Source organism: Kouleothrix sp. 19917, from assembly GCF_057073505.1.
Genome location: NZ_CP097099.1, coordinates 2,428,148 through 2,453,299 on the forward strand (window position 1 = coordinate 2,428,148; position 25,152 = coordinate 2,453,299).

General features: G+C 64.0%; 20 protein-coding genes. 10 read left to right on the forward strand and 10 right to left on the reverse strand.

Translation table 11 applies throughout. The features are described 5' to 3' along the window. Nucleotides 1-225: 225 nt before the first annotated feature. Together pyrE and M1P90_RS10020 are read right to left on the reverse strand one after the other, a co-directional pair. Entirely contained in the window at nt 226-855 is a 630-nt protein-coding gene (gene pyrE / locus M1P90_RS10015) for an orotate phosphoribosyltransferase (RefSeq protein ID WP_483702474.1), read from the reverse strand. Nucleotides 856-868: 13 nt separating this feature from the next. Continuing rightward, complete coding sequence (locus tag M1P90_RS10020) at nt 869-1,354, reverse strand: DUF6174 domain-containing protein (protein ID WP_483702475.1); 486 nt, start codon at nt 1,352-1,354, stop codon at nt 869-871. A 178-nt stretch (nt 1,355-1,532) separates the two neighbouring features. On the opposite strand from M1P90_RS10020, the gene M1P90_RS10025 reads away from it, so the two are divergent. Then, a complete protein-coding gene (locus M1P90_RS10025) occupies nt 1,533-2,894 on the forward strand; it encodes an Hsp70 family protein (RefSeq protein WP_483702476.1) in 1,362 nt (453 codons plus the stop codon). A 373-nt stretch (nt 2,895-3,267) separates the two neighbouring features. Continuing rightward, on the forward strand, nt 3,268-5,454 hold the full coding sequence (locus M1P90_RS10030; protein WP_483702477.1) for a Calx-beta domain-containing protein: 2,187 nt from the start codon (nt 3,268-3,270) through the stop codon (nt 5,452-5,454). A gap of 67 nt (nt 5,455-5,521) precedes the next feature. Here M1P90_RS10030 and M1P90_RS10035 read toward each other — a convergent pair whose 3' ends face one another. After that, a complete protein-coding gene (locus M1P90_RS10035) occupies nt 5,522-6,016 on the reverse strand; it encodes a 6-pyruvoyl trahydropterin synthase family protein (protein ID WP_483702478.1) in 495 nt (164 codons plus the stop codon). Between the two features lie 152 nt (nt 6,017-6,168). Between M1P90_RS10035 and M1P90_RS10040 the strand changes: the two genes are divergently transcribed. The 8 genes from M1P90_RS10040 to hutH all read left to right on the forward strand — a co-directional run bounded on the left by M1P90_RS10040 (nt 6,169) and on the right by hutH (nt 16,077). After that, nucleotides 6,169-6,483: a DUF4177 domain-containing protein gene (locus M1P90_RS10040; RefSeq protein ID WP_483702479.1), complete on the forward strand. Its 315-nt coding sequence runs from the start codon at nt 6,169-6,171 to the stop codon at nt 6,481-6,483. Nucleotides 6,484-6,872: 389 nt separating this feature from the next. After that, entirely contained in the window at nt 6,873-8,183 is a 1,311-nt protein-coding gene (locus M1P90_RS10045) for a hypothetical protein (RefSeq protein ID WP_483702480.1), read from the forward strand. 276 nt (nt 8,184-8,459) lie between these two features. Then, the gene (locus M1P90_RS10050; protein WP_483702481.1) at nt 8,460-9,176 is read left to right on the forward strand and encodes a GntR family transcriptional regulator; all 717 of its coding nucleotides are present in this window, start codon (nt 8,460-8,462) and stop codon (nt 9,174-9,176) included. A 273-nt stretch (nt 9,177-9,449) separates the two neighbouring features. Next, on the forward strand, nt 9,450-10,235 hold the full coding sequence (locus M1P90_RS10055; protein ID WP_483702482.1) for a GNAT family N-acetyltransferase: 786 nt from the start codon (nt 9,450-9,452) through the stop codon (nt 10,233-10,235). A 244-nt stretch (nt 10,236-10,479) separates the two neighbouring features. Then, entirely contained in the window at nt 10,480-12,150 is a 1,671-nt protein-coding gene (hutU, locus tag M1P90_RS10060) for a urocanate hydratase (RefSeq protein ID WP_483702483.1), read from the forward strand. Nucleotides 12,151-12,340: 190 nt separating this feature from the next. Then, nucleotides 12,341-13,609, forward strand: a complete 1,269-nt coding sequence (gene hutI, locus M1P90_RS10065; RefSeq protein ID WP_483702484.1) for an imidazolonepropionase — start codon at nt 12,341-12,343, stop codon at nt 13,607-13,609. A gap of 74 nt (nt 13,610-13,683) precedes the next feature. Further along, nucleotides 13,684-14,202, forward strand: coding sequence for an OsmC family protein (locus tag M1P90_RS10070; RefSeq protein WP_483702485.1), 519 nt, complete (start codon nt 13,684-13,686; stop codon nt 14,200-14,202). Nucleotides 14,203-14,502: 300 nt separating this feature from the next. After that, on the forward strand, nt 14,503-16,077 hold the full coding sequence (gene hutH, locus M1P90_RS10075) for a histidine ammonia-lyase (RefSeq protein ID WP_483702486.1): 1,575 nt from the start codon (nt 14,503-14,505) through the stop codon (nt 16,075-16,077). 683 nt (nt 16,078-16,760) lie between these two features. Here hutH and M1P90_RS10080 read toward each other — a convergent pair. The 7 genes from M1P90_RS10080 to M1P90_RS10110 all read right to left on the reverse strand — a co-directional run bounded on the left by M1P90_RS10080 (nt 16,761) and on the right by M1P90_RS10110 (nt 25,143). Then, nucleotides 16,761-18,236, reverse strand: a complete 1,476-nt coding sequence (locus tag M1P90_RS10080) for an RICIN domain-containing protein (protein WP_483702487.1) — start codon at nt 18,234-18,236, stop codon at nt 16,761-16,763. Nucleotides 18,237-19,357: 1,121 nt separating this feature from the next. Further along, nucleotides 19,358-20,944: an aldehyde dehydrogenase family protein gene (locus M1P90_RS10085; RefSeq protein WP_483702488.1), complete on the reverse strand. Its 1,587-nt coding sequence runs from the start codon at nt 20,942-20,944 to the stop codon at nt 19,358-19,360. A 355-nt stretch (nt 20,945-21,299) separates the two neighbouring features. Beyond that, a complete protein-coding gene (locus M1P90_RS10090) occupies nt 21,300-21,812 on the reverse strand; it encodes an STAS domain-containing protein (RefSeq protein WP_483702489.1) in 513 nt (170 codons plus the stop codon). A 104-nt stretch (nt 21,813-21,916) separates the two neighbouring features. Further along, nucleotides 21,917-22,117: a hypothetical protein gene (locus M1P90_RS10095; RefSeq protein ID WP_483702490.1), complete on the reverse strand. Its 201-nt coding sequence runs from the start codon at nt 22,115-22,117 to the stop codon at nt 21,917-21,919. 375 nt (nt 22,118-22,492) lie between these two features. Then, on the reverse strand, nt 22,493-23,251 hold the full coding sequence (locus M1P90_RS10100; RefSeq protein ID WP_483702491.1) for a sulfite exporter TauE/SafE family protein: 759 nt from the start codon (nt 23,249-23,251) through the stop codon (nt 22,493-22,495). 2 nt (nt 23,252-23,253) lie between these two features. Next, on the reverse strand, nt 23,254-23,601 hold the full coding sequence (locus M1P90_RS10105; protein WP_483702492.1) for a rhodanese-like domain-containing protein: 348 nt from the start codon (nt 23,599-23,601) through the stop codon (nt 23,254-23,256). 120 nt (nt 23,602-23,721) lie between these two features. Next, entirely contained in the window at nt 23,722-25,143 is a 1,422-nt protein-coding gene (locus tag M1P90_RS10110; protein WP_483702493.1) for a rhodanese-like domain-containing protein, read from the reverse strand. Nucleotides 25,144-25,152 lie beyond the last annotated feature (9 nt).

The following is a 25,152-nucleotide window of genomic DNA, read 5'->3' on the forward strand; positions in this document are numbered from 1 at the left end:
CCTTGCACTCAGCTTCCAGGAAGCTCAGGCCAGTTTTGTTTCAACCTGATACTCAGATAAGCTTCCTGGAAGCTTGCCCGTTGTAGAAAAGAACTTTCTTTCCAGAGAGAGTACTAATCTGCGTCATCTGTGGATAAATTTTGGGGCGTTGATATGACCTGAGGCAAGTACGGAGCGATTGACGTTCGTCTTTCGTCATAACCCAAGGATTTTCGAAACGCTGCGCTATACCCCGTGGCGCGCGGCCCAGCCCTGCGGATCGGCCACCCAGTCGTCCACCAGCGCGCGCTGCGGGCCGGCCAGCAGCCCCTGCTGCGTGGCGGCGTCGAGCAGGGCGGGCAGGGGCGTCAGCACCGTGAGCGGCAGGCTGGCGGCGGCAAAGGCCTCGCGGATCGACTGCCAGCCCCAGCTAAAGATGCAGACGCAGGCCAGCACTTCCGCGCCCTCGGCCCGCAGCGCCGCCGCCGCCGCCAGCGCGCTTTCGCCAGTGCTGATCGTGTCTTCCAGCAGCAGCACGCGCCGCCCCTGCACCGCTGCGCCTTCGATCTGGCGGCCGCGCCCGTGGCCTTTTGCCGCACCGCGCACATACGCCATTGGCAGGCTCAAGGCCTCGGCCACCCAGGCCGCCCAGGGAATGCCCGCCGTCGCCGTGCCAGCGATCACATCCGCGCTGGCGCAGGCCGCCGCAAAGGCCGGCACCACCACGCGCCGCGCCGCCACGTCGCCAATCAGCAGGCGATTATCGCAATAAATTGGCGAGCGCAGCCCCGACGCAAAGGTAAATGGCTCGTCGGGCCGCAGGTGCACCGCGCCAGCGCTCAGCAGCGCGGCGGCCAGTGTTTCGGGCGTGGTCATAGGGGCGTCCTCTCTACTTCACTTCCGCAAACTGCTCGACCGAGTAGCTCACTTCGTCGTCAACCGCATTGCTGATATGGTCGATCGAAATCCGGGTTGGGTAGCCCAGCGCCGCGTCGTAGCGCACCTCCACGCGGTCGGCGCCCTGGTCGATCGCGCGCTGGATCAGCACAAACAAATCGTCGAGCGTCGCAACGTCTTCGAAATCAGCCGTGGGCACGGCTGCGCCAGTTTCGGCATTCGCCATGCTCACCGCCGCGCCGTCGCGCACCTCGACGCGCACGGGCTGGGTGACAGTGGGCGGGCAGAAGCAGCCTTTCTGCACCACATAGCGGTAGGAAGGCGGGTGCTGCGCGGCCCAGCGCGCGCGGGCAGTTTGCAGCTGCAATCCGGCCCGAAACGCGCCAAACTGCCAGGCGGCCAGTCCAAGCAGCGCTGCCGCAAGCAGCACAAAACCCAGCACACGGGCGCGGCGCGGCGTTGCATCTTCTGATGACATAGGAACCCTGCAATCAGCGAAACCGCGCTATTATACCAAAACTCGGCCCAAAGGCGGATTGCGAAATTCCGGCGAGTGAGGTATTCTACCGCAGTGAATTGAAGAAAAAAACCTGCTCCCCGAAGTCGATGCGCCCATGCCATCGGCTCTTTTGCTGTGCCTCGGAAGGAGAAACGCCATGCACGTCGGCCTCGACTTTGGAACCACCAACTCCAGCGCCGCGATCTACGATGGCAAGCGCGTGCGCCTGCTCGATCTCGACCCAGTGAATAATGCGCCGTCGATCATGCGCTCGACGCTGTTTATTACCCGCGAAGGCGTGCCGTCGATCGGGCGGGCCGCAATCAACCACTTCACCGAAAGCAACGTGGGCCGCGAGATCGAGTACGAGTGGCGCTACCTGGGCGAACAGGAACTGACGCTGGCCGAAGTTGGCACCGTCATGCAGGCACTCTATGCCGTGGTCGACGCGAACACGCCCGGCCGCCTGTTCCAGTCGCTGAAAACGCACCTGCGCGACAGCTCGTTCACCGGCACGGATGTGTTTGGCACGCGCTATACCCTCGAAACGCTGATCGCCGTGGTGCTGCGGATCATCCTGCAGCGCATCGAAACCGAGATCGGCCAGCCGGTGACAAGCATGGTGCTGGGCCGCCCCGTGCACTATTCGACCGACGCGCGCCTCGACGAGCTGGCGATCGCGCGTATGCGCCGCGCTGGCGAAGAAGCTGGCCTGCCGCCCTTCACCTTCCTGCCCGAGCCAACTGCGGCGGCGCTTTCCTACGCCGCAACCGCCACGGGCGAGCAGAATATTCTGGTGTTCGACTTTGGCGGCGGTACGCTCGACGTGACCGTGATGCGGATTGACGAAAACGGGCGGCGCGATGTGCTGGCCACCGACGGCGTGCCAATCGGCGGCGACCTGCTCGACCGGCGGCTGGTGATGGGCAAGGTGCTGGCGCACTTCGGCGAGGGCGCGACGCTTGGCCCGCGCAAAATGCCGCTGCCGGCCGTGCTGCTCGACCACCTGAGCGAGTGGCAGACAATTGTCGAGCTGACGCAGCCGCGCTACCTGAACATCATCGACGAGGCCATTCGCATTGGGGACAAGACGACAGAGCTGCGCGCGCTGCGCACGCTTGTGCGCGAAAACTATGGCCTGCCGCTCTACGAAGCGGTTGAGCGCGCCAAGGTGCGCCTGAGCGCCGAGCCACGCACGACCATCGGCATGGATGTGCCGGGCATCCAGTTCAGCGACACAGTCGAGCGCTGGGATTTCGACCGGCTGATCGGCCCGGATGTGCGCGAAGTGGCCGCCTGCATCGACCGGGCGCTGGCCGCCGCCGGGCTCGCGCCAGCCGACATCAACGTGGTGCTGCGCACGGGCGGCTCGTCGCGCATCCCGCGTTTTGTGCGCATGCTCACCGACAAATTCGGCGCCGAGAAGCTGCACGAAATGGATGTGTTCACTGGCGTGGCGGCTGGCCTCGCCATCGCCGCCGCCGACCCGCGCCAGCAAGCACCGGCCAGCGGCGAATAATTCCAGCAGGAACAGCAAAACCGGCGCTCCATAGCGAAAGTGCGCTGATCAGTGCTTGAAAGCAGGCGAGCGGTATAGCTCACCTGCTTTATTTTGCGCTCGCAGCGACGCCAAGCCTGCGTTCAAACGCACCTGGAATGAACATATCGTCATTGCATATTACTTGACCATATATCACGAAGTGATACAATCTGTGGTAATCCAAACATCAGGAGTATGTTTACTGCGGCAACTACGGCGCCAGGCTTCACCGATCTGCATCATTTTTCCTGGCAGCAGCGAATTTTTGCTTCTTTTGTGCTGTTTTCGGCTTGGATCAAGTGCAGATCGCTGGCTCTGAAGCCACTAACCCACACCAAAAGGGGAATTTGGTATGAAATCAAAACGGCTACTGTGTATTGTTGTTTTCGTTTGTATGGGCCTGATTGCTGGCGTAGCCGCAAACGCCGCGCCCTCGCTGGCGCTGGCAATTCCCCTGGCGGCAGACAATCCTACCAAGATTACCATCAATGATGTCACCGTCACCGAGCCCGTTTCCGGCCAGTCGCTCGCCTCGTTCACAATCAGCGCATCGTCCGATATCACTCAAACGGTGAGCGTCGATTATGCGACCAGCGACGGCACGGCAATCGCCGGCAGCGATTATGTGGCTGTCAGCAGTAAAAGTCCTCTTACACTTTCAAAAACAAAACAATCAGCGGTCGTCTCAGTAACGATAAAAAGCGATACCAAGGCTGAAGGCAGCGAAACCTTCTTTGTGAACCTTTTCAATCCGCAAGGAGCCACAATCGGCAAATCGCAGGGCGTCGGCACGATCAATGACCCACTGCCCACGCTTTCGATTGGCGATCGAACGGTGACGGAAGGCAATAGCGGCACGGTCAAGGCCACGTTTAGCGTGAGCCTTTCCGCCGCCAGCAGCCAGCCCGTGAGCGTGGTGTATCAGACGGCCAGCGGCACGGCGATTGTCGGCAGCGATTTCATCACGACCTCGGGCACGCTGATCTTCCCGGCAAACAGCACCAGCGCGCAGAGTATTACCGTGCTGGTGAATGGCGACATCACCGATGAAGATAATGAAACCTTCTCGGTCGATCTGCACAACCCGACCAACGCAACCATTCTGAAAGGGCAGGGCGTCGGCACGATCACCAACGACGACAAAGCGCCCAAAATTTCGGTGAACGACGTGACGGTGGTGGAAGGCAACGCCGGCATCAGCAACGCCGTGTTCAGCCTTTCGCTTTCCGCGCCGAGCGGCAGATCGGTGAGCGTGACGTGTACCACCGCCAATGGCACAGCCGTCGGCGGCAGCGATTATGTGTCGCTGGGCGCAACTACGCGCGCGTTCCCGGTTGGCAGCACCACCATCACGGTTCCGGTCAGCATCATTGGCGATCTTTCGGATGAGAACGACGAAACTTTCCTGCTGAACCTGAGCAGCCCGATCAACGCGACGCTTCAGGATGGCCAGGGCGTCGGCACGATTACCAACGACGACCAGCCGCCCACGCTGACGATTACCGACGCGAGCGCGCCGGAAGGCAATAGCGGCTCGACCGACGCAACGCTCACTGTCTCGCTCAGCGTAGTGAGCGGCAAGCCCGTCAGCGTCGATATCCGCACCATCGACGGCACCGCCACCGCCGGCAGCGACTACACCGCAATCGCGCCACAAACGCTGGTGATTCCGGCGGGCACAACCAGCCAGAACATCAACGTGGCGATTATTGGCGACACCATCCCCGAAGATAACGAAACGCTGTTTGTTGCGCTGAGCAACCCGGTGAATGCAAGCCTGCTCGACAACCAGGGCCAGATCACGATCAACGACAACGACTCCGCGCCGCTGATTTCGATCAGCGATGCCAGCGTGACGGAAGGCGTGAGCGGCAACAGCAAGGCGCGCTTCACGGTTTCGCTCTCGACGCCGAGCGGGCGCAATGTCACCGCGCATTTTGCGACGGCAAATGGCACCGCGCTGGCCGGCGCCGACTACGCACCCGCTTCGGGCATGGTCAGCTTCCCGCCCAACATCACAACCCAGATCATTGAGGTGCCAATCACCAGCGACGCCATTGCCGAGAATCCCGAAGTGTTCTTTGTGAACCTGAGCAACGCCGTGAATGGCGTGATCAGCGACGGGCAGGGCGTGGGCACGATTATCGATGGCACCGGCCCGGTGATTACAATCGACAATGTGGTGGTTGGCGAAAGCGCCAGCGGAACGCGCAACGCCATTTTCACGGTGCATCTCTCGGCCGCGAGCCAGGCGCCCGTATATGTGAATTATGCGACCGCCGATGGCACCGCCCTGGCCGGCAGCGACTACGAGGCGCGCTCGGGGCAGCTGACGATCCCGGCCGGCGCGGTGGTTGGCAGCATCGCCGTGCCAATCGATAGCGATAGCATCACCGAGGCCAACGAGACGTTTTTCCTGAACCTCGGCAGCCCGGCGAATGCCACACTTGGCCGCGCCCAGGCAACCGCCACGATTGTGGATGTGGCTGGCGCGCCCGAGTATACGCTGTTTGTGCCGCTGGCGCGGCGCGGGCGCTAGCGCGTCTCCAGAACACAGCAGAGCGCCCGCCAGCAGGATATTCGCTGCTGGCGGGCGCTCTGCGTCCTTACACCAATACTTCGCGGTAAAACGCCGTCTGGCCGAAGCTTTCTTCCAGCGCAATTTCCACCGCCGTCAGGTGCGCCGCCTCGGGGCGCGCGGCCAGCTCTTCGCGCAGGCGGCCGCACAGATAGCGCGCCATCATCTCCACCGTGGTGTTCGGCAGGTCGAGCAGCACGACATCCTGGCGCGGGAAACGGTACCAGCGGTCGGCGGTGCGCACAATCACCCCGCCGTCGTCGCACTCCTCAATTGCGATCAGCGCGTTGTGGAGCGGCAAAAGCATATGGTGATCGAGTTCGTCGGTCAGGCGCTTCATGATGCGCTTCAGCGTGACGAAATTGAACACATAGGCATTGTCCTCGGTCGGGCCTTCCAGCGTCACGCCCAGGCGGTAGTTATGCCCGTGCAGCGGCTCGACCAGCGTGCCGTCGTAGGAGGCGAAATGCCCGGCGGCAAACATTAAGTTGTCGCGGCTGACGTGAATGCGATATGCGCTCATTGCTCCCTCTTTTGTGTATGCTTTGCCGGCTATTATACCCTGCGCCGATCAGCGCGCGATTTCTAACACTTCTCTAATTACTCGATTACACAATTACATATTTTCATGGTATACTCCCTGTGTCGACAGGCAATCAGAAAGTGAGGATCGACATGGCGAGCAAATGGGAGTATAAGGTCGTTTACGTCGCTGGCTGGAAGCGTATTTCGATTGAAGGCGAGGAAAGCTACCCCGAAGAGGGCGAGCGCACCAGCGGTTTTGCGCGGCGCTTCCTGAACGGGCTTGGCGCCGATGGCTGGGAGCTGACCGGCATCCAGCACACTGCGCCGGGCCAGGCCTACTATACCTTCAAGCGTGCGCTGGCCGACGGCGCCGAGCCGGATCTGTCGGTGGTGCGCAACGGCATTGTGCGCGAACAGCCACGCAACGACGCGGCCGGCAGCGGCCCGCAGGCCGTGGCGCTGTAATCATACGCCCGGTGGCTGTTCCCTCACAGCTGCCGGTACGATCTTCCCCAAAACGGCGTGCCACGGCTCAGGCTGGCGCGCCGTTTTGTGTTCCCCTGCTTTCGGCTGATACCACATCCGCCTTGCGGCCTCCGGCGAGTCATTCGCGCGCTGCATCACAGCCTACCCGAAAGCTGATATGCTATTTCACGAACGAATACGTGTTTGGGAAGCGATATCAGCCGAACGACCGACCTGCTCCATCTCCAGGCTGATTTTCTTCCACACACGCCCGGCCGCGCGCGAAACCCGCTGCACGAACCCGTTCAAGGACATGTGAATCGAACCCGGCACAGTGTGTGCCGCTGAATCAGCCAAGCGCCAGCGAGCGCTGGATATATGAGGGAACAATGAACCGCAGTTTCTTCCGCCGCCTGGGCGGAATTGCCCTGATTGGTCTCGCCCTGAGCGGCTGCATGAGCAGCCCAACGCCCGACGCGGCCCAGCCCACTGCCGCGCCGGCACCCGCCACCGCAGTTGCCGCGCCCACCGCCAAGCCCGGCCAGCCCACCGCCGAGCCGGCCAAACCAACCACCAAACCGGCGGCAACGCCTGTGCCAGCCAAGCCAACCGTTCAGCCTGCGCCCGGCCAGCCTACCGCCAAACCCGCGCCGGGCGTGCCAACCTTTAGCTTCACGCCGCAAAATGGTGGCCCCGGCACACGCGTGAGCTTAAACGGCTGGAACTTCGCCGCCAGCGGCCCGGTTGTGGTGCGCCTGGGCATGCCCAACCCGCTTGGCGAGGTGCTGGTTTCTGCCACGGTTAACGCGCAGGGCACGTGGGCCGCCGAGCTGGTGATGCCCGACCGCCTGCCGTCGGGGGATATTATTCCTGCGGGCAGCCTGAACCTGGTGGTGATGAACGACGCCAACCAGGCGCTGGCCGCCGCGCCGTTCGCTTTCATGCCTGCCACGCAGCCGGTTCCGCCGCGCAGCGCCGCCGTGCAAACCGTGCGCGACATGCTGAGCGCCCACAAGAGTGGCGGCGACACAGGCGCATTCGTGAGCGCCGACTTGTATGCCCGGCTGGTTAAGGGCGAAACGCTGCCCCAGGTGCTGGGCATGACGAACAGCGCGCTGGAGTCGTTCGACGTGGGCGAGCCGCTGGATCGCCCGGCCGACGCGCTGTTCGTCCCGGCGCAGCTGACGTTTAGCGACTTGCAGGAAGCGCGTGAGTTCACCGTGATGTTGCAGAACAATACCTGGAAGGTCGCGGGCTCGAACCGGCCGGTTGGCGATATGCCCCACCCAACGCCCGATGGCCAGGAAGTTCATATGGCGCTGACCGCCGATGTCAATAACGACGGCGTGATTGAGAACATCAGCTACCGCACCGGGCGCGTGAAAATCACCACGCCAACCGGCTTCAGCGACCCAAACATCGTCGCGGTGGTGGTTGCGCAGGAGCTGTTTGTGCAGCAGGGCACCCTGCCGAACACGCGCGGGCTGCTGTACCTCAACCCAATCGCGCTGAACAACGAGCACGAGCGGCTGCTGCTGATGGGGCAAGAGAATGAGCCGAATCCCGGTTTCCTGGTGATTGTGTACGGCGGCGAGCAGCACAGCCTGTACATCACCCCGATTGCCAGCGATGGCACGCCGGGCAACCAGTCGGTGCGGGCGGTGTGGAATGCGGAGGCGGATGCGTATGTGCTAGGCTAACGAGGGCCGACGACCGACGACTGACCACAGTCGCTTGGCGATACTATCCGGCTGACTATTTATGTCATCCACAGATTGCGCAGATTACACAGATAATGACCCCGAATCTGTGTAATCTGCGCAATCTGTGGATTAATTTTTGGGACTTCAATAGAGCATTCGCGTCTTCATTTTGCTGCTTGACTCTGAGCAATCTGTGTTGTACAGTTGTCTATACAACTTCCCAGCATCCCACCCACGGTATTCTTCCGAAACAACACGTCACAGGTTTCATGCATGCTTGCACCTGCCCGGCACACGCTTGCCAAATACCAGCAGCTTGCCGCCGACCTGCGGCGCGCGATTCTGGCGGGCGAGCTGGCCGCTGGCGCACAGCTGCCCACCGAAGACGAGCTGTGCCGGCGCTATGATGTAGCGCGCGGCACGGTGCGGCGCGCGCTGGCCGAGCTGGCCGCCGAGGAGCTGATCGACGCCGAGCACGGGGTTGGCTCGTTTGTGCGCGCGCCGCACAGCAACGCCGCGCCGTTTCGCTTTGTTGAAGAAGGGCAGGCCGACGCGCTCACCTACCGCGTGCTGGCGCAGGAAGTGCTGCCCGCCACGCCCGAGCTGGCCGCGCAGCTCAAGATCGTGCCCGGCGCGCCGGTGATCCGCGTGGCGCAGCAGGCGCTCGCCAATGGCGCGATACACTCCTTCAGCGAGCGCTGGCTGCCCGAGGCGCTCTGCCCCGCCCTCGCCACTGCCGACCTGGCGCGCGAGCCGGCGCACGCCCTGCTGGCGCGCAGCGCCGAGCCGCCCGTGCGCGCCGTGGTTGAGATCGCGGCGCAGCAATTGGGCGACGCCGATGCGCAGGCGCTGGGCGTATTGGCGGGCACGGCGGGCCTGATTGTCAGCCGAATGAGCTACACCGCGCCAACGCGCCCGGCGGTCTGGTTTCGTGGCGTGTTTCGCGATCACTATCAGCTTGGCGTCGAGCTGGCGAGTTTTGAGTTTTGAATGTTGAGTGTTGAGTGAGCAGGTGGCAGGAGCGCAGAACCGAGAACCGCAGAACCGCAGAACCGAACAGTCGGCAGGAAGCAGTTGGCAGTAAACCCCTTACCTGCGAACCTGTAAACTTGCAACCTGCAAACCTGGAACCTTCTAACCTGCAACCCGTAAACCTTCGCGGCCTTTGCGTTCTTTGCGGTTGTTTTCGCCCTTCGTCCTTCATAGTTTGCCGACGTTGCAATCGTCAATCGTCAATCGTAAATCATAAATCGTAAATCGCTTATGCTCACAGAACTGCCAATCGAACAGCTCCCCGCGCTTGCGGCGCGCTTGCCGGGCAAGCAGGCGGCCATGGTGATGGCTGCGATTCGGGCGGGCAATAGCCCTGGCCGCCTATGGGCGAGCGGCGACGCTGGCGTGCTCCTGTGGGACCAGGGCAACAACGTGCTGTACACGGGCGGGCCGCCTGCGCCCGAGCTTCACGCCACGTTTGCCGAGGTCATCCGCCCGGCCAGCCTGGCGCGCGGCCGATCGTACCTTGCATTCTGCGCACTGCCGCCGGGCGACGCCGCGCCGCCACTGCCCGAGTTCGAGCGCGAGCGCGCCAAGCTGTTTTACGCCTACCTGCACGCCCAAGCGCCCACCACGCAGGGGCCGCAGCTTGCCGGGTTGCGCTTTGCCGCGCTCGACCGGGCGCTGCTCGAAACGCCGCTGGCGGGCATGGACGAGGTGCGCGACGAGATCGGCGGCATGTGGCCCGCGCTGCATCAGTTCTACGCGCAGGGCGTGGGCGTGGTCGCGCTGCACGGCGAGCGCGTGCTGTGCTGGTGTACTGCCGAGTATGTTGGCTCGGCGAGCTGCGGGCTGGGCATCGCCACCGCGCCCGACGCGCAGGGCCAGGGCATTGCCACTGCCACGGGCGCGCATGCCGTCGCCGCCTGCCTGGCGCGCGGCATGGTGCCACACTGGGAGTGCGGGCGCGACAACCCGGCCTCGGCGCGCGTGGCCGAAAAGCTCGGCTTCGAACTGGCCGAAACCGCGACATTCTGGTACGCACGGCTTGGGTAGGCAAAGCCCTCGAAGGGCGCATTGCTATACGCCCAGACTGAGAACCACGGAACCACGGAACCGAACAGTTGGCACAAATAAAAGGGTAAAAGGGTGACCCGATAACAAGATGACAGGGGAGTATTTTCGCAACAACCCGCAACCTGCCAACTTGCAAACCTGCAACCTGCAACCGTAAAACCTGCAACCTGCAACTTTCTAACCCGCAAACTTGCCACCTGCAACCGTAAAACCGAGGAGCGACATGAAACGCGAAATTCACGCCCCGCGCGGCACCGAGCTAAGCTGCAAGAACTGGCAGATCGAAGCCGCCTACCGCATGCTGCAAAACAACCTCGACCCGCAGGTGGCTTTCGACCCTGACAACCTGATTGTGTACGGAGGGCGTGGCCGCGCGGCCCGCAACTGGGCGAGCTTCGACGCGATCCTGGCGGCGCTGCGCGCGCTCGAGCCCGACGAAACGCTGCTGGTGCAGTCGGGCAAGCCGGTGGCCGTTTTTCGCACCCACACCGACGCGCCGCGCGTGCTGCTGGCGAACAGCAACATTGTGCCGAAATGGGCCACGCAGGAGAACTTCGACCGCTGGGAGCGCGAAGGGCTGATGATGTACGGCCAGATGACTGCCGGCAGCTGGATCTATATTGGCACGCAGGGCATTCTGCAAGGCACCTACGAAACCTTTGGCGCGCTGGCGCGCCAGCACGGCTGGGGCACGCTCAAGGGCAAGCTGGTGCTGACGGCGGGCCTGGGCGAAATGGGCGGCGCGCAGCCGCTGGCGATCACCATGAACGGCGGCGTTGGCGTGCTGGTCGAGATCGACCGCTGGCGCGCCGAGCGGCGGCTGGCGCTGCGACAGGTAGACGCGATCTGCGACGACCTGGAAGACGCCATGACGCAGGCCGAAGAGGCACGCGCCGCCGGTCGCGCCAAATCGATTGCGCTGATTGGCAATGCCGCTGAGCTGCTGCCCGAGCTGCTGCGGCGCGGCGTGCTGCCCGACGTGGTGACCGACCAGACCAGCGCGCACGATGTGCTGTATGGCTACATCCCGGCTGGCATGTCGCTGGAGCAGGCGGCCGAGCTGCGTGAACGCGACCAGGCCGAGTACGAGCGCCAGGCAATGGCCTCGATGGCGCGGCATGTCGAGACCATGCTGGAATGGCAGCGGCGCGGCGCGGTCGTGTTCGACTATGGCAACAACCTGCGCCAGCGCGCCTTCGACTATGGTGTGAAGAACGCCTTCGACTACCCCGGCTTTGTGCCGGCCTACATCCGCCCGCTGTTCTGCGAGGGCAAGGGGCCGTTCCGCTGGGTGGCGCTTTCCGGCGACCCTGAGGACATTTATGCGACCGACCGGGCGGTGCTGGAGCTATTCCCCGAGAATGAACACCTGCGCCGCTGGCTCGACATGGCGCGCGAGCAGGTGGCCTTCCAGGGCTTGCCAGCGCGAATCTGCTGGCTGGGCTATGGCGAGCGCGCCCGCGCAGGGCTGCGCTTCAACGAGATGGTTGCGAATGGCGAAGTGAAAGCGCCGATTGTGATCGGGCGCGACCACCTCGACAGCGGCTCGGTTGCTTCGCCCAACCGCGAAACCGAGGGCATGCGCGACGGCTCGGACGCAATTGCCGACTGGCCGCTGCTGAACGCGCTGGTGAATGCCGTCGGCGGCGCGACCTGGGTGAGCCTGCACCACGGCGGCGGCGTTGGCATCGGCTACAGCATCCACGCCGGGCAGGTGATCGTTGCCGACGGCACGCCCGAGGCTGCCCGCCGCCTTGAACGCGTGCTGACGACCGACCCGGGCATGGGGGTGGTGCGCCACGCCGACGCTGGCTACCCCGAGGCGATTGGCTTTGCCCGCGCAAACGGCGTGAAGATCCCGATGCTGGGCGCAGAAGGCGCAGACCCGATGTAAGCGCGCAGCAGGCACACGCTCGATGTAAGGGCGCAGCAGGCAGAAACTCGATGTAAGGGCGCAGCAGGCAGAAACTCGGTGCAGCAAAATCAGCTCTCGGCCTGCTGCGCCCCAACGCAATCAGCTCTCGGCCTGCTGCGCCCCAACGCAATCAGCTCTCGGCCTGCTGCGCCCCAACAGGACAACTCTGATGATAGATCTACTCATCCATAGCGCGGCCCAAGTCGTTACCTGCGCGAGCGCGGGCGGCGCCAGGCGCGGCGCGGCTATGCGCGACCCGGGCATTATCCCCGGCGGCGCGGTTGCGGTCGATGGCGGGCTGGTCGTCGCCGCCGGCCCGAGCGATGCGCTGCACGCGGAATATCAGGCTGCGCAGGAGATCGACGCGAGCGGCAAGGCCGTGTGCCCCGGCTTTGTCGACCCGCACACGCATGTGGTGTTTGCCGGCGACCGCGTGGCCGAGTTCGAGCAGCGCATTGCGGGCGCGAGCTACCTGGAGATCATGGCAGCGGGCGGCGGCATTGCCTTCACCACGCGCGCAACCCGCGCCGCCAGCGTGGCGCAGCTGGTGGCCGAAACGCGCCCGCGCCTCGCGGCAATGCTGGCGCTTGGCACCACCACTGCCGAGTGCAAAAGCGGCTACGGGCTCGATACCGCGAGCGAGCTGCGCATTCTGGAAGCGATCGCCGCGCTCGATCAGGCGCAGCCAATTGAGCTGGTGCCGACGTTCATGGGCGCGCACGCGCTGCCGCCCGAGTATATCGGCCGCGCCGATGATTATGTCGATTTAGTAGTGAATGAGATGATCCCGGCTGCCGCAGCGTGGTACCATTCTTCGCACTTCGCGGCGCGTGGCACGCCCTTCTTCGCCGACGTGTTTTGCGAGCAGAATGCCTTCGACGTGGCGCAGTCGCGGCGCGTGCTCGTGGCGGCGCAGGCGGCGGGCATGCTCGTGAAGGCACACGTCGATGAGTTCACCGCGCTGGGCGGGCTTGATATGGCGCTGGAACTGGGCGCAACCTCGGTCGACCATCTCGACGCGACGGAGAAGGAAGGGATTGCGCGGCTGGCGGCTTCCGACGCGGTTGGCGTGGTCATCCCGGCAGTGAACTTCAACCTGGGCAGCACGCACTTCGCTAACGCGCGCGCCATCATCGACGCCGGGGCGGCGCTGGCGCTCACCACCGACATCAACCCCGGCTCGGCGCCCTGCCCCAGCATGCCGCTGGTGCTGGCAATCGCCTGCCGCTACCAGCGCCTGCTGCCAGCCGAGGCGCTCGTCGCCGCGACGATCAACGCCGCGCACGCCATCGGCCTGGGCGCGCGGCTCGGCTCAATCGAGCCCGGCAAACAAGCCGACCTGCTGCTGCTCGCCGCGCCCGACTACCGCCACCTGGCCTACCAGTTCGGCGGCAACCTCGTCGAGCGGGTGATCAAGCGTGGTCAACTCATCGTCTAGCGTAAGGGCGAAGCATTGACCTTCCGTTGGCAAAGCAACGGAAGTCCAATGCTTCGCTCCAATGGGAGGATAAGATGAACGCCGACAATCTGCGCGCGCTGCAAGCACCACTGAAGGAACAGTACCGCGCCACCCCCGATGCCGCGCTGGTCACGCTCCGTGCCGAGGGAAAGCTGGGCGAAGGCGTGACGTGCAAGGTCGCCACGGGCCGGGCGCTGGTGGAAGCCGGGCTGCATCCCGCCACCGGCGGCGACGGGCTGGCGGCCTGCTCGGGCGATATGCTGCTGGAGGCGCTGGTGGCCTGCGCGGGCGTGACGCTTCAGGCCGTTGCGACGGCACTGGGCATCGAGCTGCGCGACGGCACCGTGCGCGCCGAAGGCGATCTCGATTTCCGCGGCACGCTGGCAGTTGCGAAAGACGCGCCGGTCGGCTTGCAGCGCATTCGCCTGCACTTCGCGCTCGACACCGACGCCGCGCCCGAGCAGCTTGCCACGCTCATCCGCCTGACCGAGCGCTACTGCGTGGTGTACCAGACATTGCGCACCCCGCCCGAGTTCGCGATTGATTACAGCCACTCGACGACCAACCACTGACAACCGACAACTAGGATTATTTTTCAGAAAAATAAATTCCCTTACACTCAGCTTCCAGGAAGCGAAGCCAGTTTTGCTTCAACACGGTAGCCAGATGAGCTTCCTGGAAGCTTGCCCGTTGTATGAAATAACTTATTTTCCAGAGTAATTATTCACCGCAAAGAACGCAAAGGGCGCAGAGAGATTCAGGTTACAGATTGAAAGGGCGCAGATTCCTGCTCCTGCCCGCTGCCGACTGCCACCTGCAAACCTGCAAACCTGCAAACCTGCAAACTCGCAAACTGCTATAAGGGCCAAGACATGATTCACCAGGATACCATCCTGCTCGACGGCGAGTCGCTGACGTTCGACCAGGTGCTGGCTATCGCCTACAGCCGGCCCGGCCACCCGCGCGTGGCGCTTGCGCCCGCCGCGCAGGCCAGGGTTGCGCGCGCGGCGGCGGCGGTGCAAACCCTGCTGGAGCGCAAAACCATCGCGTATGGCATCACCACCGGCTTTGGCGCGTTCAAAGACCGCATCATCGCGCCCGAGCAGGTCGAGCAGCTCCAGCACAACATTCTGGTGAGCCACGCCGTCGGCATGGGCGCACCCTTCGACACGCCCGCCACCCGCGCGATCATGCTGATTCGCGCGAACACGCTGGCGCGCGGGCACTCGGGCATTCGCCCGGCCACGCTGCAACTGCTGCTCGACATGCTCAACCAGGGCGTGCACCCCGTCATCCCGTGCAAGGGCTCGCTGGGCGCAAGTGGCGACCTGGCCCCGCTGGCGCATATGGCGCTGCCGATCATTGGGCATGGGCAAGCCGAATATGCCGGCGAGACGCTTCCCGGCGACATGGCGCTGCGCCGGGCCGGGCTGGCGCCCACCACCCTGGCGGCGAAGGAAGGGCTGGCGCTGACCAATGGCACGGCGGTGATGTGCGCGCTGGGCGTGCTCGAAACCGCCCGCGCTGAGCGCTACAGCCAGACCGCCGACATCGCGGGGTGCCTGAGCCTGGAAGCACTAAACGGCACCGATCTCGCGTTCGACGAGCGCATTCACGCGCTGCGGCCTTTCCCGCGCCAGCAGGAATGCGCGCGCTACCTGCGCAGCCTGCTGCACGGCAGCCAGCTTACGCGCCCGCACTCTTCGACGAATGTGCAGGATGCCTACACGCTGCGCTGCATCCCGCAGGTGCATGGCGCAGTGCGCGACGCGATTGCCTATGCGCGCTGGGTGTTCGAGATCGAGCTGAACGCCGTGACCGACAACCCGCTGCTGTTTATCGACGAGGCCAGCGGCGCGATTGATGTGCTCTCGGGCGGCAACTTCCACGGCGAGCCGCTGGCGATTGCGATGGACTACCTGGCTTTTGCCGTCAGCGAGCTGGGTAATATTGCCGAGCGGCGGCTGATGCGCCTGACCGACGAGCACTCGAACACGCACGTCCTGCCGGCCTTCCTCACCAGCGCAGGCGGGCTGAACTCGGGCTTTATGATCATGCAGTACACGGCGGCGGCGCTGGCAACCGAGAACAAGGTTTTATCGCATCCCGCCAGCGTCGACACCATCCCAACCTCGGCAAATGTGGAGGATCATGTGAGCATGGGCGTAACGGCTGCGCTCAAGCTGCGCGATGTGCTGACGAATGTCGAGGGCATTCTGGCGCTGGAGCTGATGGCCGCCGCGCAGGGGATCGACTTCCGCCAGCAGGCCGAGGGTGGGCTGCGCGCGCTGGGCCGTGGCACCGCGCCGGCCTATGCGCTGCTGCGCGGGCACATCCCCTTCATCGAACACGACCGGGTGATGAGCGAGTTTATTGAGGCGGCGCGCCAGCTCGTCGCGGATGGCTCGATTGTGGCGACGGTAAACCGGGCGGTTGGCGCGCCATAGTGAGGGCTGCGCGCCCTCGCGCTCTGCGTGTCTGGCCGATCCTGTGTCCGCCCCAAACCTATGCGAGGGCTGCCCGCCCTCGCGCTCCGCGTGTCTGGCCGGGCCTATGTGTCCGCCCAAAACCTATGCGAGGGCTGCGCGCCCTCGCGCTCTGCGTGTCTGGCCGGGCCTATGTGTCCGCCCCAAACCTATGCGAGGGCTGCGCGCCCTCGCGCTCTTCGGCAAAGGGCCGCCCGCGGCCCTCTGCACTCCCCGGCCGGGACTGCGTCCCTGGACCCTGCAAAGAACGTGATTATCTTGCAAAATGCTCGTGGTCATGCCTCCGTTGTGGATAAAGGCAAGGCATCTGTCAAGATAATCATCGTCAACGAAAATGCGCTGTAAATTGGTTTGACATCGCTTGTCTGTTGCCAGCAGGTAGCATAACGGAGGCATGACATATAGCATTCAATGCGACGACCACGTAAAATTTGGGGTTCGGGGCGATAGCCCCGACGCCGGGTGCCGGGGCGGCGCGAGCCCCGGCGGCCCTGCGGCCTGAGCAAAGTGGCTTGAAGAAGGTACTGCTTGCGGCCTGAGCAACAAAACAAAAGGTCGGACACATAGGTCTTGGGGGCCGACACATAGGTCGGCCCGAACAGTAGAAAGCTGTTCGGGCCGACCTATGTGTCGGCCCTTACCATTTACTGCACTGCTTCGATGCGCCAGCGCTGATTTGCGCCATTGTGGCGATCCCACTGGATCAGCGGCGCGCCATTGTCCTGCCGCGCGCCAAAGACGTCAGCGGCCTTCTGGCTGTGCTTCACCACTATTACCACCGCGCCCTCTACCTCGTCCAGCCGCCATTTCTGGTTGTCGCCTCCCGCGCAATCCCACTGCTGCAAGGCCGCGCCGCTGTCGGGCGAGACGTCGCGTACGTCGAGGCATTTGCCGCTATGCACGGCGCGAATGGAGTAGTAGCCCGCGCCGGCATCCTGAAAGAACCACTTCTGGTTCTGGCCGCCCGCGTAGTCCCACTGATGCACAATCGCGCCGTTGTCCTGGCGCGCACCTTCCACGTCCATGCTCTTGCCGCTGTTCACCGAAATGATGCGATAGATCTTCTGCGGGTCGGGAAAGAAGCCGCTGCCGCCAGCGCTGCCAACGCTCACCGCCGTGCGCGCAGTGCCATCCTGCTCCCAGTGGTTGCACTCCTGCACCACGCCAAGCCACACATTCGTGCTGCGCGGCGTATTCAGGCGAATGTAGCCGCCCAGCGTGCGCGTCGCGCCGGGCAAGAGCGTGTCGTCCACGCCGAAGCGGTAGGGATGATCGACCAGCGCGCCATCACGCCCGTCGAAGTCAAGGCCGATGCGCCACTGGCCGCACGCGCCGTCGCGCCAGCCCGCGCCATTCTCGTCGTAGGTGATGTTGTCTGGCCCGCTCAGCGCGATTGGCGTGCCGCCGTCGTTTACCACATCGACACGCACTTCGAGGCTCGCGCCGGGCTGAAGCTGCGTTGCGCCAAAGCGCACATTGGTGATCTGCAAGTGGCCAGGCCGCGCATTGCCATTGGTCGAGGTGAAAGTGCGCCAGTGATGGAGGTCGCGATCCTGCGCGAGGTTGGCGGGCGGGTCGAAAGCAATGCCTTCGAGGCTGTGCGCACCATTAAAGGGAACGGCGGGTTTGCTGGCGTCGCGGTTGCGATCATCGAGGCTCAGGTGAATCCACGAGGTGCTGCGCATGCCAAGCACATCGCCGCGCGCCACCGTGGCAAGTTTGGCGACCTTGAACTGCGCAAAGTGGCACACGTTCAGGTTAAGGCCGTCCTGGGTGCGGATGCCCAGGCAGTTGCCCTCAATCCAGGCAATCTGGCCCGGCAGCGGCGCGAGAATCTCGCGATTGTTCTGGTCGCTCGGCACCAGGTCGAGCGCGAACTGCTGGTTGCGGCAGTGGTCGCTGGCGCTGCCAATAATGCACGTTTCGCCGGGCAATGGGTCGTTGTAGCCGTGAACGACGGTGAGCTGCTGGCCGGCCGCAACCGGCGCAAGCAGCGCCACGTCGGCCTGCTGGGAGGGATGCGCCCATGCTGGCACAATTGCGCCCAGGATCATCAGATTGGCAACGGCAAACAGCAGCACGGCGGCGCGGCGAATACGAAACAGAAAAGATTGGTTCATAGCTCTAGCTTTCCTTTGCAAACTCATATATTCATTGTCATTCAATCGTCATCTTCGGCAAGCTTATTCTTTCTGGCTATAACATCATCATTTCTCGCTTTCGTTCTAAAACGCCCTCGTACAAGAAGACACTATCCTCAATTTTTCGTATCTACGAATTTGGTGCGTATTCAGGCAAATATGCTGAGATACGACGCGAAATTCTATGTGTACCGCTCTGGGCGCCTTTGGGTCGATCGCGGCTTGCATCGTGCATTGGTTAGCATGCCTTGTGCATCCCTCCGACCACCCTCGCGTACCTCTCCGATCACCTTTGTGCATTACCCCGACAACCCTCGCGCACCCCTCCGATCACCTTTGTGCAACGGCCGGCGTGCCTTGCGTCCCTCTCCGATCACCTTTGTGCAATGGTCGGCAGCCCTTGCGTCCTCCTCCGATCACCTTTGTGCAACGGTCGGCAGCCCTTGCGTCCTCCTCCGATCACCTTTGTGCAACGGTCGGCAGCCCTTGCGTCCTCCTCCGATCACCCTCGTGTACCACTCCGATCAGCCTTGTGCAACGGTCGGCCTGCCTTGTGCAAAGGTATGGTTTCACATGGTTAAGGCTGCCGAGGCCCTCTGCACTGCCCAGCCGGGGCCTTGCCCCGAACCCCCTTAATGAGCGTGATTGGCCTGCGAAGTGCACGTTGTCGTGCCTCCGTTGTGGATAAAGCAAGGCATCGGGCGATGGAGTGCGTGCCAGCTTGAATGTTTCCATAGACAACGATACTTTGATCGTGCGCTGCCAGCTTTTTGGCATAACGGAGGCATGAGAGGCAATCGTATAATGTGGCGACCACGTAAAATTTGGGGTTCGGGGCGATAGACCCGACGCCGGGTGCCGGGGCGGCGCGAGCCCCGGCGGCCCTGCGGCCCGAGCAAAGTGGCTTGAAGAAGGTACTGCTTGCGGCCTCGGCAAGAGGGCCGGGGCGGACACGCAGGTCCGCCCAGACAGAGGTTCGCCCAGACAGAGGTTCGCCCAGACAGAGGTTCGCCCAGACAGAGGTTCGCCCAGACAGAGGTTCGCCCAGACAGAGGTTCGCCCAGACAGCCGGGGCCTTGCGGCCCAAGCAATACAATGCCTTAGACGCCGTCGATCTCGCCCACGCTGAACGGCGACTTGGGCGCAATATAGTCGGTATCCATCTGCGCCAGCTGCAGCTTGCCGCTGATATCGTCGTTCACTGCGTGCCAGTAGGTATAGCTCTCGATCACCCAGATGCCGCTTTCGCGGGTGCCATTGCCCGAGCCCTTCACGCCGCCAAACGGCATATGCGCCTCGGCGCCGGTGGTCGAGTTGTTGATGCTGGTCATGCCCGCCTGAATGCGCTCCTTGAACTGGTAGGCCCACTCGCGGTTGTTGGTGTAGCAGGCCGAGCTGAGGCCGTAGTCGACACTGTTGGCCGCCTCGATCGCTTCGTCGATGCCGTTCACGCGCACCAGGTTGATGGTTGGGCCAAACACTTCTTTCTGGAAGATCTGCATGCCCGGCCGCACATCGGCCCAGATCGTCGGCCAGCCATAAAATGCCGCGCTCGGGTCGCCCACGAAGCCGCCCGGCTTGCGCTCGGCGGTGATGCGCCCCTGGCCATACAGCAGCGTCGCGCCATCGGCCTTGCCCCAGTCGTAGTGCTGCTGCCACGAGTTGAAAAAGCGCTCGTTGATGAACGGGCCGTACAGCACATCGGGGTGTTTGATTGGGTCGCCAATGCTGATCCCCTTGGTGGCGGCCAGAAAGCGCTGCGTGAACTCGTCGGCAATCGGCGCGTCGAGGATGATGTTGCCCGCGCTGGTGCAGCGCTGCCCGCCCGTGCCGAAGGCCGCCCACAGCGCGCCGCCGACGGCATTTTCCAGGTCGGCGTCGGCCATCACCACCAGCGGGTTTTTGCCGCCCAGCTCCAGCGTCGGGTGCAGCAGGTTGCGGCCAGCGATCTCGCCGATCTGGCGGCCCACCGCCGTGCTGCCGGTGAAGGCAAACTTGTCGAGCCGCTTGCGCCCGCGCTCGTCGCGCTCGTCGATCATATCGACCAGGAACTGGCCGGCCGCGCCCGCGCCGCCGCCAAACACCACGTTCAGCACGCCGTCGGGCAGGCCCGCTTCTTCGATCAGCTTCACAAAGGCGTAGGACGAGGCCGGGCAGTCTTCCGAGGGCTTCCACACAATCGTGTTGCCGGTCACCAGCGCGGGGATGATCTTCCAGCTCGGCACCGCAATCGGGAAGTTGCCCGCCGTGATGATGCCCACGACGCCCAGCGGGCGGCGGTAGGTCATCAGCTCTTTGCGGTGCATTTCCGAGGGCACGGTCTGGCCGTACAGCCGCCGCCCTTCCGACTGGAAGAAGTGGCAGGTGTCGATCGCTTCCTGCACGTCGCCGCGCGCTTCTTTCAGGGTCTTGCCCATTTCACGACTCACCAGCCGGCTCAGGGCTTCTTTCTCGCGCTCGATTGCCTTGCCGATCGAGCCAATGATCTGGCCGCGAATCGGCGCGGGCGTGCGGCCCCAGGCCTCGGCGGCGCGGCGCGCGGCCACGCAGGCGTCGCGCACCTGATCTTTGCTGGCTTCGGGGAATTCGCCAATCACGTCTTCGAGGTTGCTGGAATTGCGCGACAGAAAGGTCGCCGCGCTACTGGCGGGCCGGCCGCCGATGATATTCGTAAAACGCCGGGTCATACAAGCTCCTTTGCTGTAAGATACTCGCTCGGGCGCGCCAGACGGCACGCGAACCTTATCTTACCACAGCGCGCTGGAGCGCCGGCAGGAGGCAGTGGGCAGGAGGCAGGTGGCAGGAGGCAGGAGGCAGGTGGCAGGAGGCAGGAGGCAGGAGGCAGGAGGCAGGAGGCAGGAGGCAGGAGGCAGGAGGCAGGTGGCAGGAGGCAGTGGGCAGGTGGCAGTGGGCAGGTGGCAGGAGGCAGTGGGCAGGAGGCAGTGGGCGAGAACCTGCAACTTTCAAACCTTTAACCCGCCAACCGCTTTGCGCCCTTTGCGCTCTTTGCGGTTCAGTCTTCCTGTCATCCTTCGTCGGTCGTCAGTCGTCGTTCGTCGGTCGTCGGTTCTTTGCCACGTCCGGGTTGAACGCCTGCACATAGCGCATTTGCCCCTGCGCCAGGCCGCGCCGGTCGGCCAGTGGCAGGCACGCGGCAAGCGCTTCGTCGAGGCTGGTGTAGATGTCGAAGAGCGTGGTGAATTTCACGCGCTCAAGGGTTTTGAGCACCTGAGGCTGGGGGTTGAGCAGTTTGAGGTGGGGGCTGGAGGTTTCGGCGGCTTCGTCGGCGTGGCGATGCAGCGCCTCCCAGCCGGCGTCGGGGTCGGGAACTGTGCCATCGGCAAGCAAGGCCGCAACCGCCTGCAGCGCCATAAAACCTGCGCTGCTGATGTACGAAAGCCCGGCCAGGTCGAGCACGATCTTGCGCGCGCCATCGCCGAAGAGGCGCTTGCCAGTGTCGATCAGGGTGGTGTAGGTCGTTGCATCAAGCCGCCCGTTCAGGCGCAGCACCGAAAGCACAACGCGCCCGTGGTAGGTCGTGACGTGAAGCTCCATAACCCCACCTCCTGCGTATAGTTAGGTCGCAGCCGATAGAGCTATTGTAGCGGCTTGCCCACCGCAGTGGTGCGAAGCGTTTCACATCCGGCCTGTGAACTATCTTACATCGTAGAAGGCGCGGCTTCGTACACGCGCAGCTCGATCGCCTGGGCGTCGAGTGTGTCGAGCGCATAGCCAATGATCTGGTCGATCAGCTCGCCCTGCGCATCAAGCTCGCTGCTGTCGATCTCGGCCCGGTAATAGCTTCCTGCAAGCTCCGACGCCTCCGGCTCGGCCTGAACCGGCTCTGGTGCCCACGGCATGGCCCGGCTCCTTTACTCGTGTTGCTTGGGGGTATGCAGCAAGTATATCAGCCGTGCGATGCACTGTCAGCAGCCTAAAGACCGAGATTGTATACGGTATTTTGACGAGAAGCGGTAGTAGGTTGCAGGTTAGAAAGTTGAAGGTTAGAACGTAATCGGGGCGTATTGCATACGCCTATGCGTTGCAGGATAGAAGGTTGCGGGTCGCACTCGGCACTCGGCAGTCGGTATCCTCTTTCTTCCAAAACTTCGTGCCTTCGTGCCTTCGCGGTTCCGTACCCCAAAACCCTGCGCTCTTGCGGTGTATTCTCGCAGCCAGCGCATCAGAATACGATATGCGTCCATCGTAAATCGCAAATCGTCAATCGTAAATACCTAACCGACCATCGCCGGCACATTCGCAATCAGCAGCGCCGCGCCCAGCACCACCACCAGCATTGCAAAGCCCTGGCGCAGCCGCGCCACCGGCAACTCGCGCGCCAGCCGCGCCCCAACGAGCAGGCCCGGCACGCCGCCCGCCAGCAGCAGCCCGATCAGCACCCAGTTCAGCCCGCCGTCGCCCAGGTGGCCCAGCAGGCCAGCCACACTGTTGATCGCAATCACCACCAGCGAGGAACCGACAGCGTCGCGCATATCCATGCCCAGCAGCAGCACCAGCGCCGGCACAATCAGGAAGCCGCCGCCCACGCCCAGAAAGCCCGTGAGAAAGCCGACTGCCACGCCGCCAAGCAGCACGCGCCACCAGATCGGTTCGCTGGCAGCGGCGGCTGGGGCGGCCTTGCTGCGCAGCATCGCGCCTGCAATCACCAGCATCAGCACGGCGAACAGCACCAGCAGGGTTGGGCCAGCGAGCAATCGCGACAGGCGCGCGCCGGCAAAGGCCGCCAGCATGCCGGCAGCGCCAAACAGCAGTGCCGAGCGCAGGCGCACATGCCCGGCGCGCAGGTGCAGTGTCGCGCCAAGCACGGCGTTCGCGCCCACAATCACCAGCGACGAGGCAACAGCGCCGTGCGGGTTCTGGCCCAGCAGGTACACCAGCGCAGGCACGGTCAGGATCGAACCGCCGCCGCCGAGCGTGCCCAGCGAAAGGCCGATCAGCGCGCCAATCAGCGCAGCCAGCAGCAAGGAAAGCATGGCTACTTCCCCCGCCTGGTTGGCAGGCCGCTGCGTGCCCAGCTCATCATGCCGCCGCGCATGTTCAGCACATTCTCGAAGCCAGCGCGCTGCAGCACTGTTTGCCCCACGCCGCTGCGGTTGCCCGAGCGGCACACCACCACAATTGGTCGGTCGTGCGGGAGCTTGGCGGTGCGCTGCGCCAGCTGGCCCAGCGGGATAAGCGTACTGCCGGCGATATGCCCCTCGGCGTACTCGCCCGGCTCGCGCACATCGAGAATAAAGAGTTTTTCGCCAGCCGCCTGCCGCTGGGTCACTTCCTCGGGGGTGATCGTCGTGGTGTCGTCGGAGCGCTTGAAAAAACCAAACACAGTGTTTCTCCTTATGTTTATGGGTTGAAGAAATTTTCGGTTATGTCAGCGCCGGCTCGGCGCTAGAATTTCAGACAACAATACGTGGCCAGCCGCACCCTTCGATACGGCCCTGCGGGCCTACTCAGGATGCAGCGCTGAAGAAGTTACTTCATCATGAACTCTAAGCGCCTGCCAGCCTGCGTAGCCGTCGTGCATTTCCACAAGCTCGCCCCAGCCGTGCGCCTGCAAAATGCTGGCGGCAATCGGCGAGCGGCTGCCGCCCTGGCAGTGCACCAGCGTGGTGCCGCGCTGTGGCAGCTCGGCCAGGCGCTTTGGCAGCTGGCCCAGCGGGATGTTGACGCTGCCGGGCAGGTGGCCCGCCGCATACTCGGCGGCAGTGCGCACATCCAGTACCAGCGTGTCGTCTGCTGCGGCCAGCGCGGCAGCCTCGGCGGCGCTCATCCGGCTGTAGCGCGCCAGCGCGCGGCCCGCTAATGCCGCCGGTGCCCAGAAGCCCGCCAGATTGTCGATGCCAATTAGCTGCAGCTCGCTGCGCAGGGCTGCGGCCTGCTCGGGCGCGGCAATCAGCGCAACTGGCCGGTCGTAGGGCAGCAGCCAGCCCGCCCAGCTCAGGAAGCTGCCGCCAGCGGGGAGATTGAGCGTGCCGGGAAGATGGCCGGCCGCGTACTCGTCGGCGGGGCGCGTGTCGACCACCACCATCGCGCCTGCCAGCGCGGCATCGAGCTGCGCGGCGGCCAGTTCAGGCAACGGCGCGGTTGGGCGCGTCGCCGGGCCTTCTTTGTTGATGCGCTTCATCTGCGCGAAGTAGGGCGGCGGCTCGGGCTGGCCGGCCAGCACGGCGCGCACAAACGCCGGCTCCTCGCGAATGTCGAAGGCCCAGTTGATCGCCTTCTCGTAGCCCACGGTGCTTTGCGGCACCGCGCCCAGCGCCTTGCCGCAGGCGCTGCCCGCGCCATGCCCAGGCCAGACCTGCAGGTAGTCGGGCAGGCCGCGAAAGCGTTGCAGCGAGCCAAACAGCTGGCGGGCCGCGCCTTCCATGGTGCCGCTTACGCCGGCCGCGCGCTCAAGCAGGTCGGGCCGGCCAACATCGCCCACAAACACGAAGTCGCCGCTCAGCAGACCCATGGGCAAGCTGGCATTGGCTGTGTCGGTCACCAGAAAGGCCAGATGCTCGGGCGTGTGGCCGGGGCTGTGCAGCACTTCCAGGCGAATATTGCCGATCATAAAGCGGTCGCCGTCGTGCAGCAGCACTGCGCCCGCCTCGGCGGCGTAGGCATATTTCCACGCGGCAGTGCCCATGTCAGAAAGGTAGAGCTGCGCGCCTGTGCGCGCCGCCAGCTCGCGTGCGCCCGACACGTAGTCGGCGTGGATGTGCGTCTCGGTGACGGCGGTGATGCGCAGGCCGGCGCGCTGCGCCAGCGCACTATAGTGCTCGATGTTGCGGTTCGGGTCGATCACCAGCGCCTCGCCGGTGGCCTGGCAGCCGAGCAGGTAGCTGGCCTGCGCCAGCTCGTCGTGGTAGATCTGTCGTAAAAACATGGTTCCTCC

What these genes read in the sequence shown, in the direction of transcription:
- M1P90_RS10095 (WP_483702490.1), bottom strand. Translation starts at nt 22,117, where the DNA reads ATGCCGTGGGCACCAGAGCCGGTTCAGGCCGAGCCGGAGGCGTCGGAG.
- hutI (WP_483702484.1), top strand. Translation starts at nt 12,341, where the DNA reads ATGATAGATCTACTCATCCATAGCGCGGCCCAAGTCGTTACCTGCGCG.
- M1P90_RS10090 (WP_483702489.1), bottom strand. Translation starts at nt 21,812, where the DNA reads ATGGAGCTTCACGTCACGACCTACCACGGGCGCGTTGTGCTTTCGGTG.
- M1P90_RS10030 (WP_483702477.1), top strand. Translation starts at nt 3,268, where the DNA reads ATGAAATCAAAACGGCTACTGTGTATTGTTGTTTTCGTTTGTATGGGC.
- M1P90_RS10070 (WP_483702485.1), top strand. Translation starts at nt 13,684, where the DNA reads ATGAACGCCGACAATCTGCGCGCGCTGCAAGCACCACTGAAGGAACAG.
- M1P90_RS10055 (WP_483702482.1), top strand. Translation starts at nt 9,450, where the DNA reads ATGCTCACAGAACTGCCAATCGAACAGCTCCCCGCGCTTGCGGCGCGC.
- M1P90_RS10040 (WP_483702479.1), top strand. Translation starts at nt 6,169, where the DNA reads ATGGCGAGCAAATGGGAGTATAAGGTCGTTTACGTCGCTGGCTGGAAG.
- M1P90_RS10085 (WP_483702488.1), bottom strand. Translation starts at nt 20,944, where the DNA reads ATGACCCGGCGTTTTACGAATATCATCGGCGGCCGGCCCGCCAGTAGC.
- M1P90_RS10100 (WP_483702491.1), bottom strand. Translation starts at nt 23,251, where the DNA reads ATGCTTTCCTTGCTGCTGGCTGCGCTGATTGGCGCGCTGATCGGCCTT.
- M1P90_RS10050 (WP_483702481.1), top strand. Translation starts at nt 8,460, where the DNA reads ATGCTTGCACCTGCCCGGCACACGCTTGCCAAATACCAGCAGCTTGCC.
- M1P90_RS10035 (WP_483702478.1), bottom strand. Translation starts at nt 6,016, where the DNA reads ATGAGCGCATATCGCATTCACGTCAGCCGCGACAACTTAATGTTTGCC.
- M1P90_RS10020 (WP_483702475.1), bottom strand. Translation starts at nt 1,354, where the DNA reads ATGTCATCAGAAGATGCAACGCCGCGCCGCGCCCGTGTGCTGGGTTTT.
- M1P90_RS10110 (WP_483702493.1), bottom strand. Translation starts at nt 25,143, where the DNA reads ATGTTTTTACGACAGATCTACCACGACGAGCTGGCGCAGGCCAGCTAC.
- hutU (WP_483702483.1), top strand. Translation starts at nt 10,480, where the DNA reads ATGAAACGCGAAATTCACGCCCCGCGCGGCACCGAGCTAAGCTGCAAG.
- M1P90_RS10045 (WP_483702480.1), top strand. Translation starts at nt 6,873, where the DNA reads ATGAACCGCAGTTTCTTCCGCCGCCTGGGCGGAATTGCCCTGATTGGT.
- M1P90_RS10080 (WP_483702487.1), bottom strand. Translation starts at nt 18,236, where the DNA reads ATGAACCAATCTTTTCTGTTTCGTATTCGCCGCGCCGCCGTGCTGCTG.
- pyrE (WP_483702474.1), bottom strand. Translation starts at nt 855, where the DNA reads ATGACCACGCCCGAAACACTGGCCGCCGCGCTGCTGAGCGCTGGCGCG.
- M1P90_RS10025 (WP_483702476.1), top strand. Translation starts at nt 1,533, where the DNA reads ATGCACGTCGGCCTCGACTTTGGAACCACCAACTCCAGCGCCGCGATC.
- hutH (WP_483702486.1), top strand. Translation starts at nt 14,503, where the DNA reads ATGATTCACCAGGATACCATCCTGCTCGACGGCGAGTCGCTGACGTTC.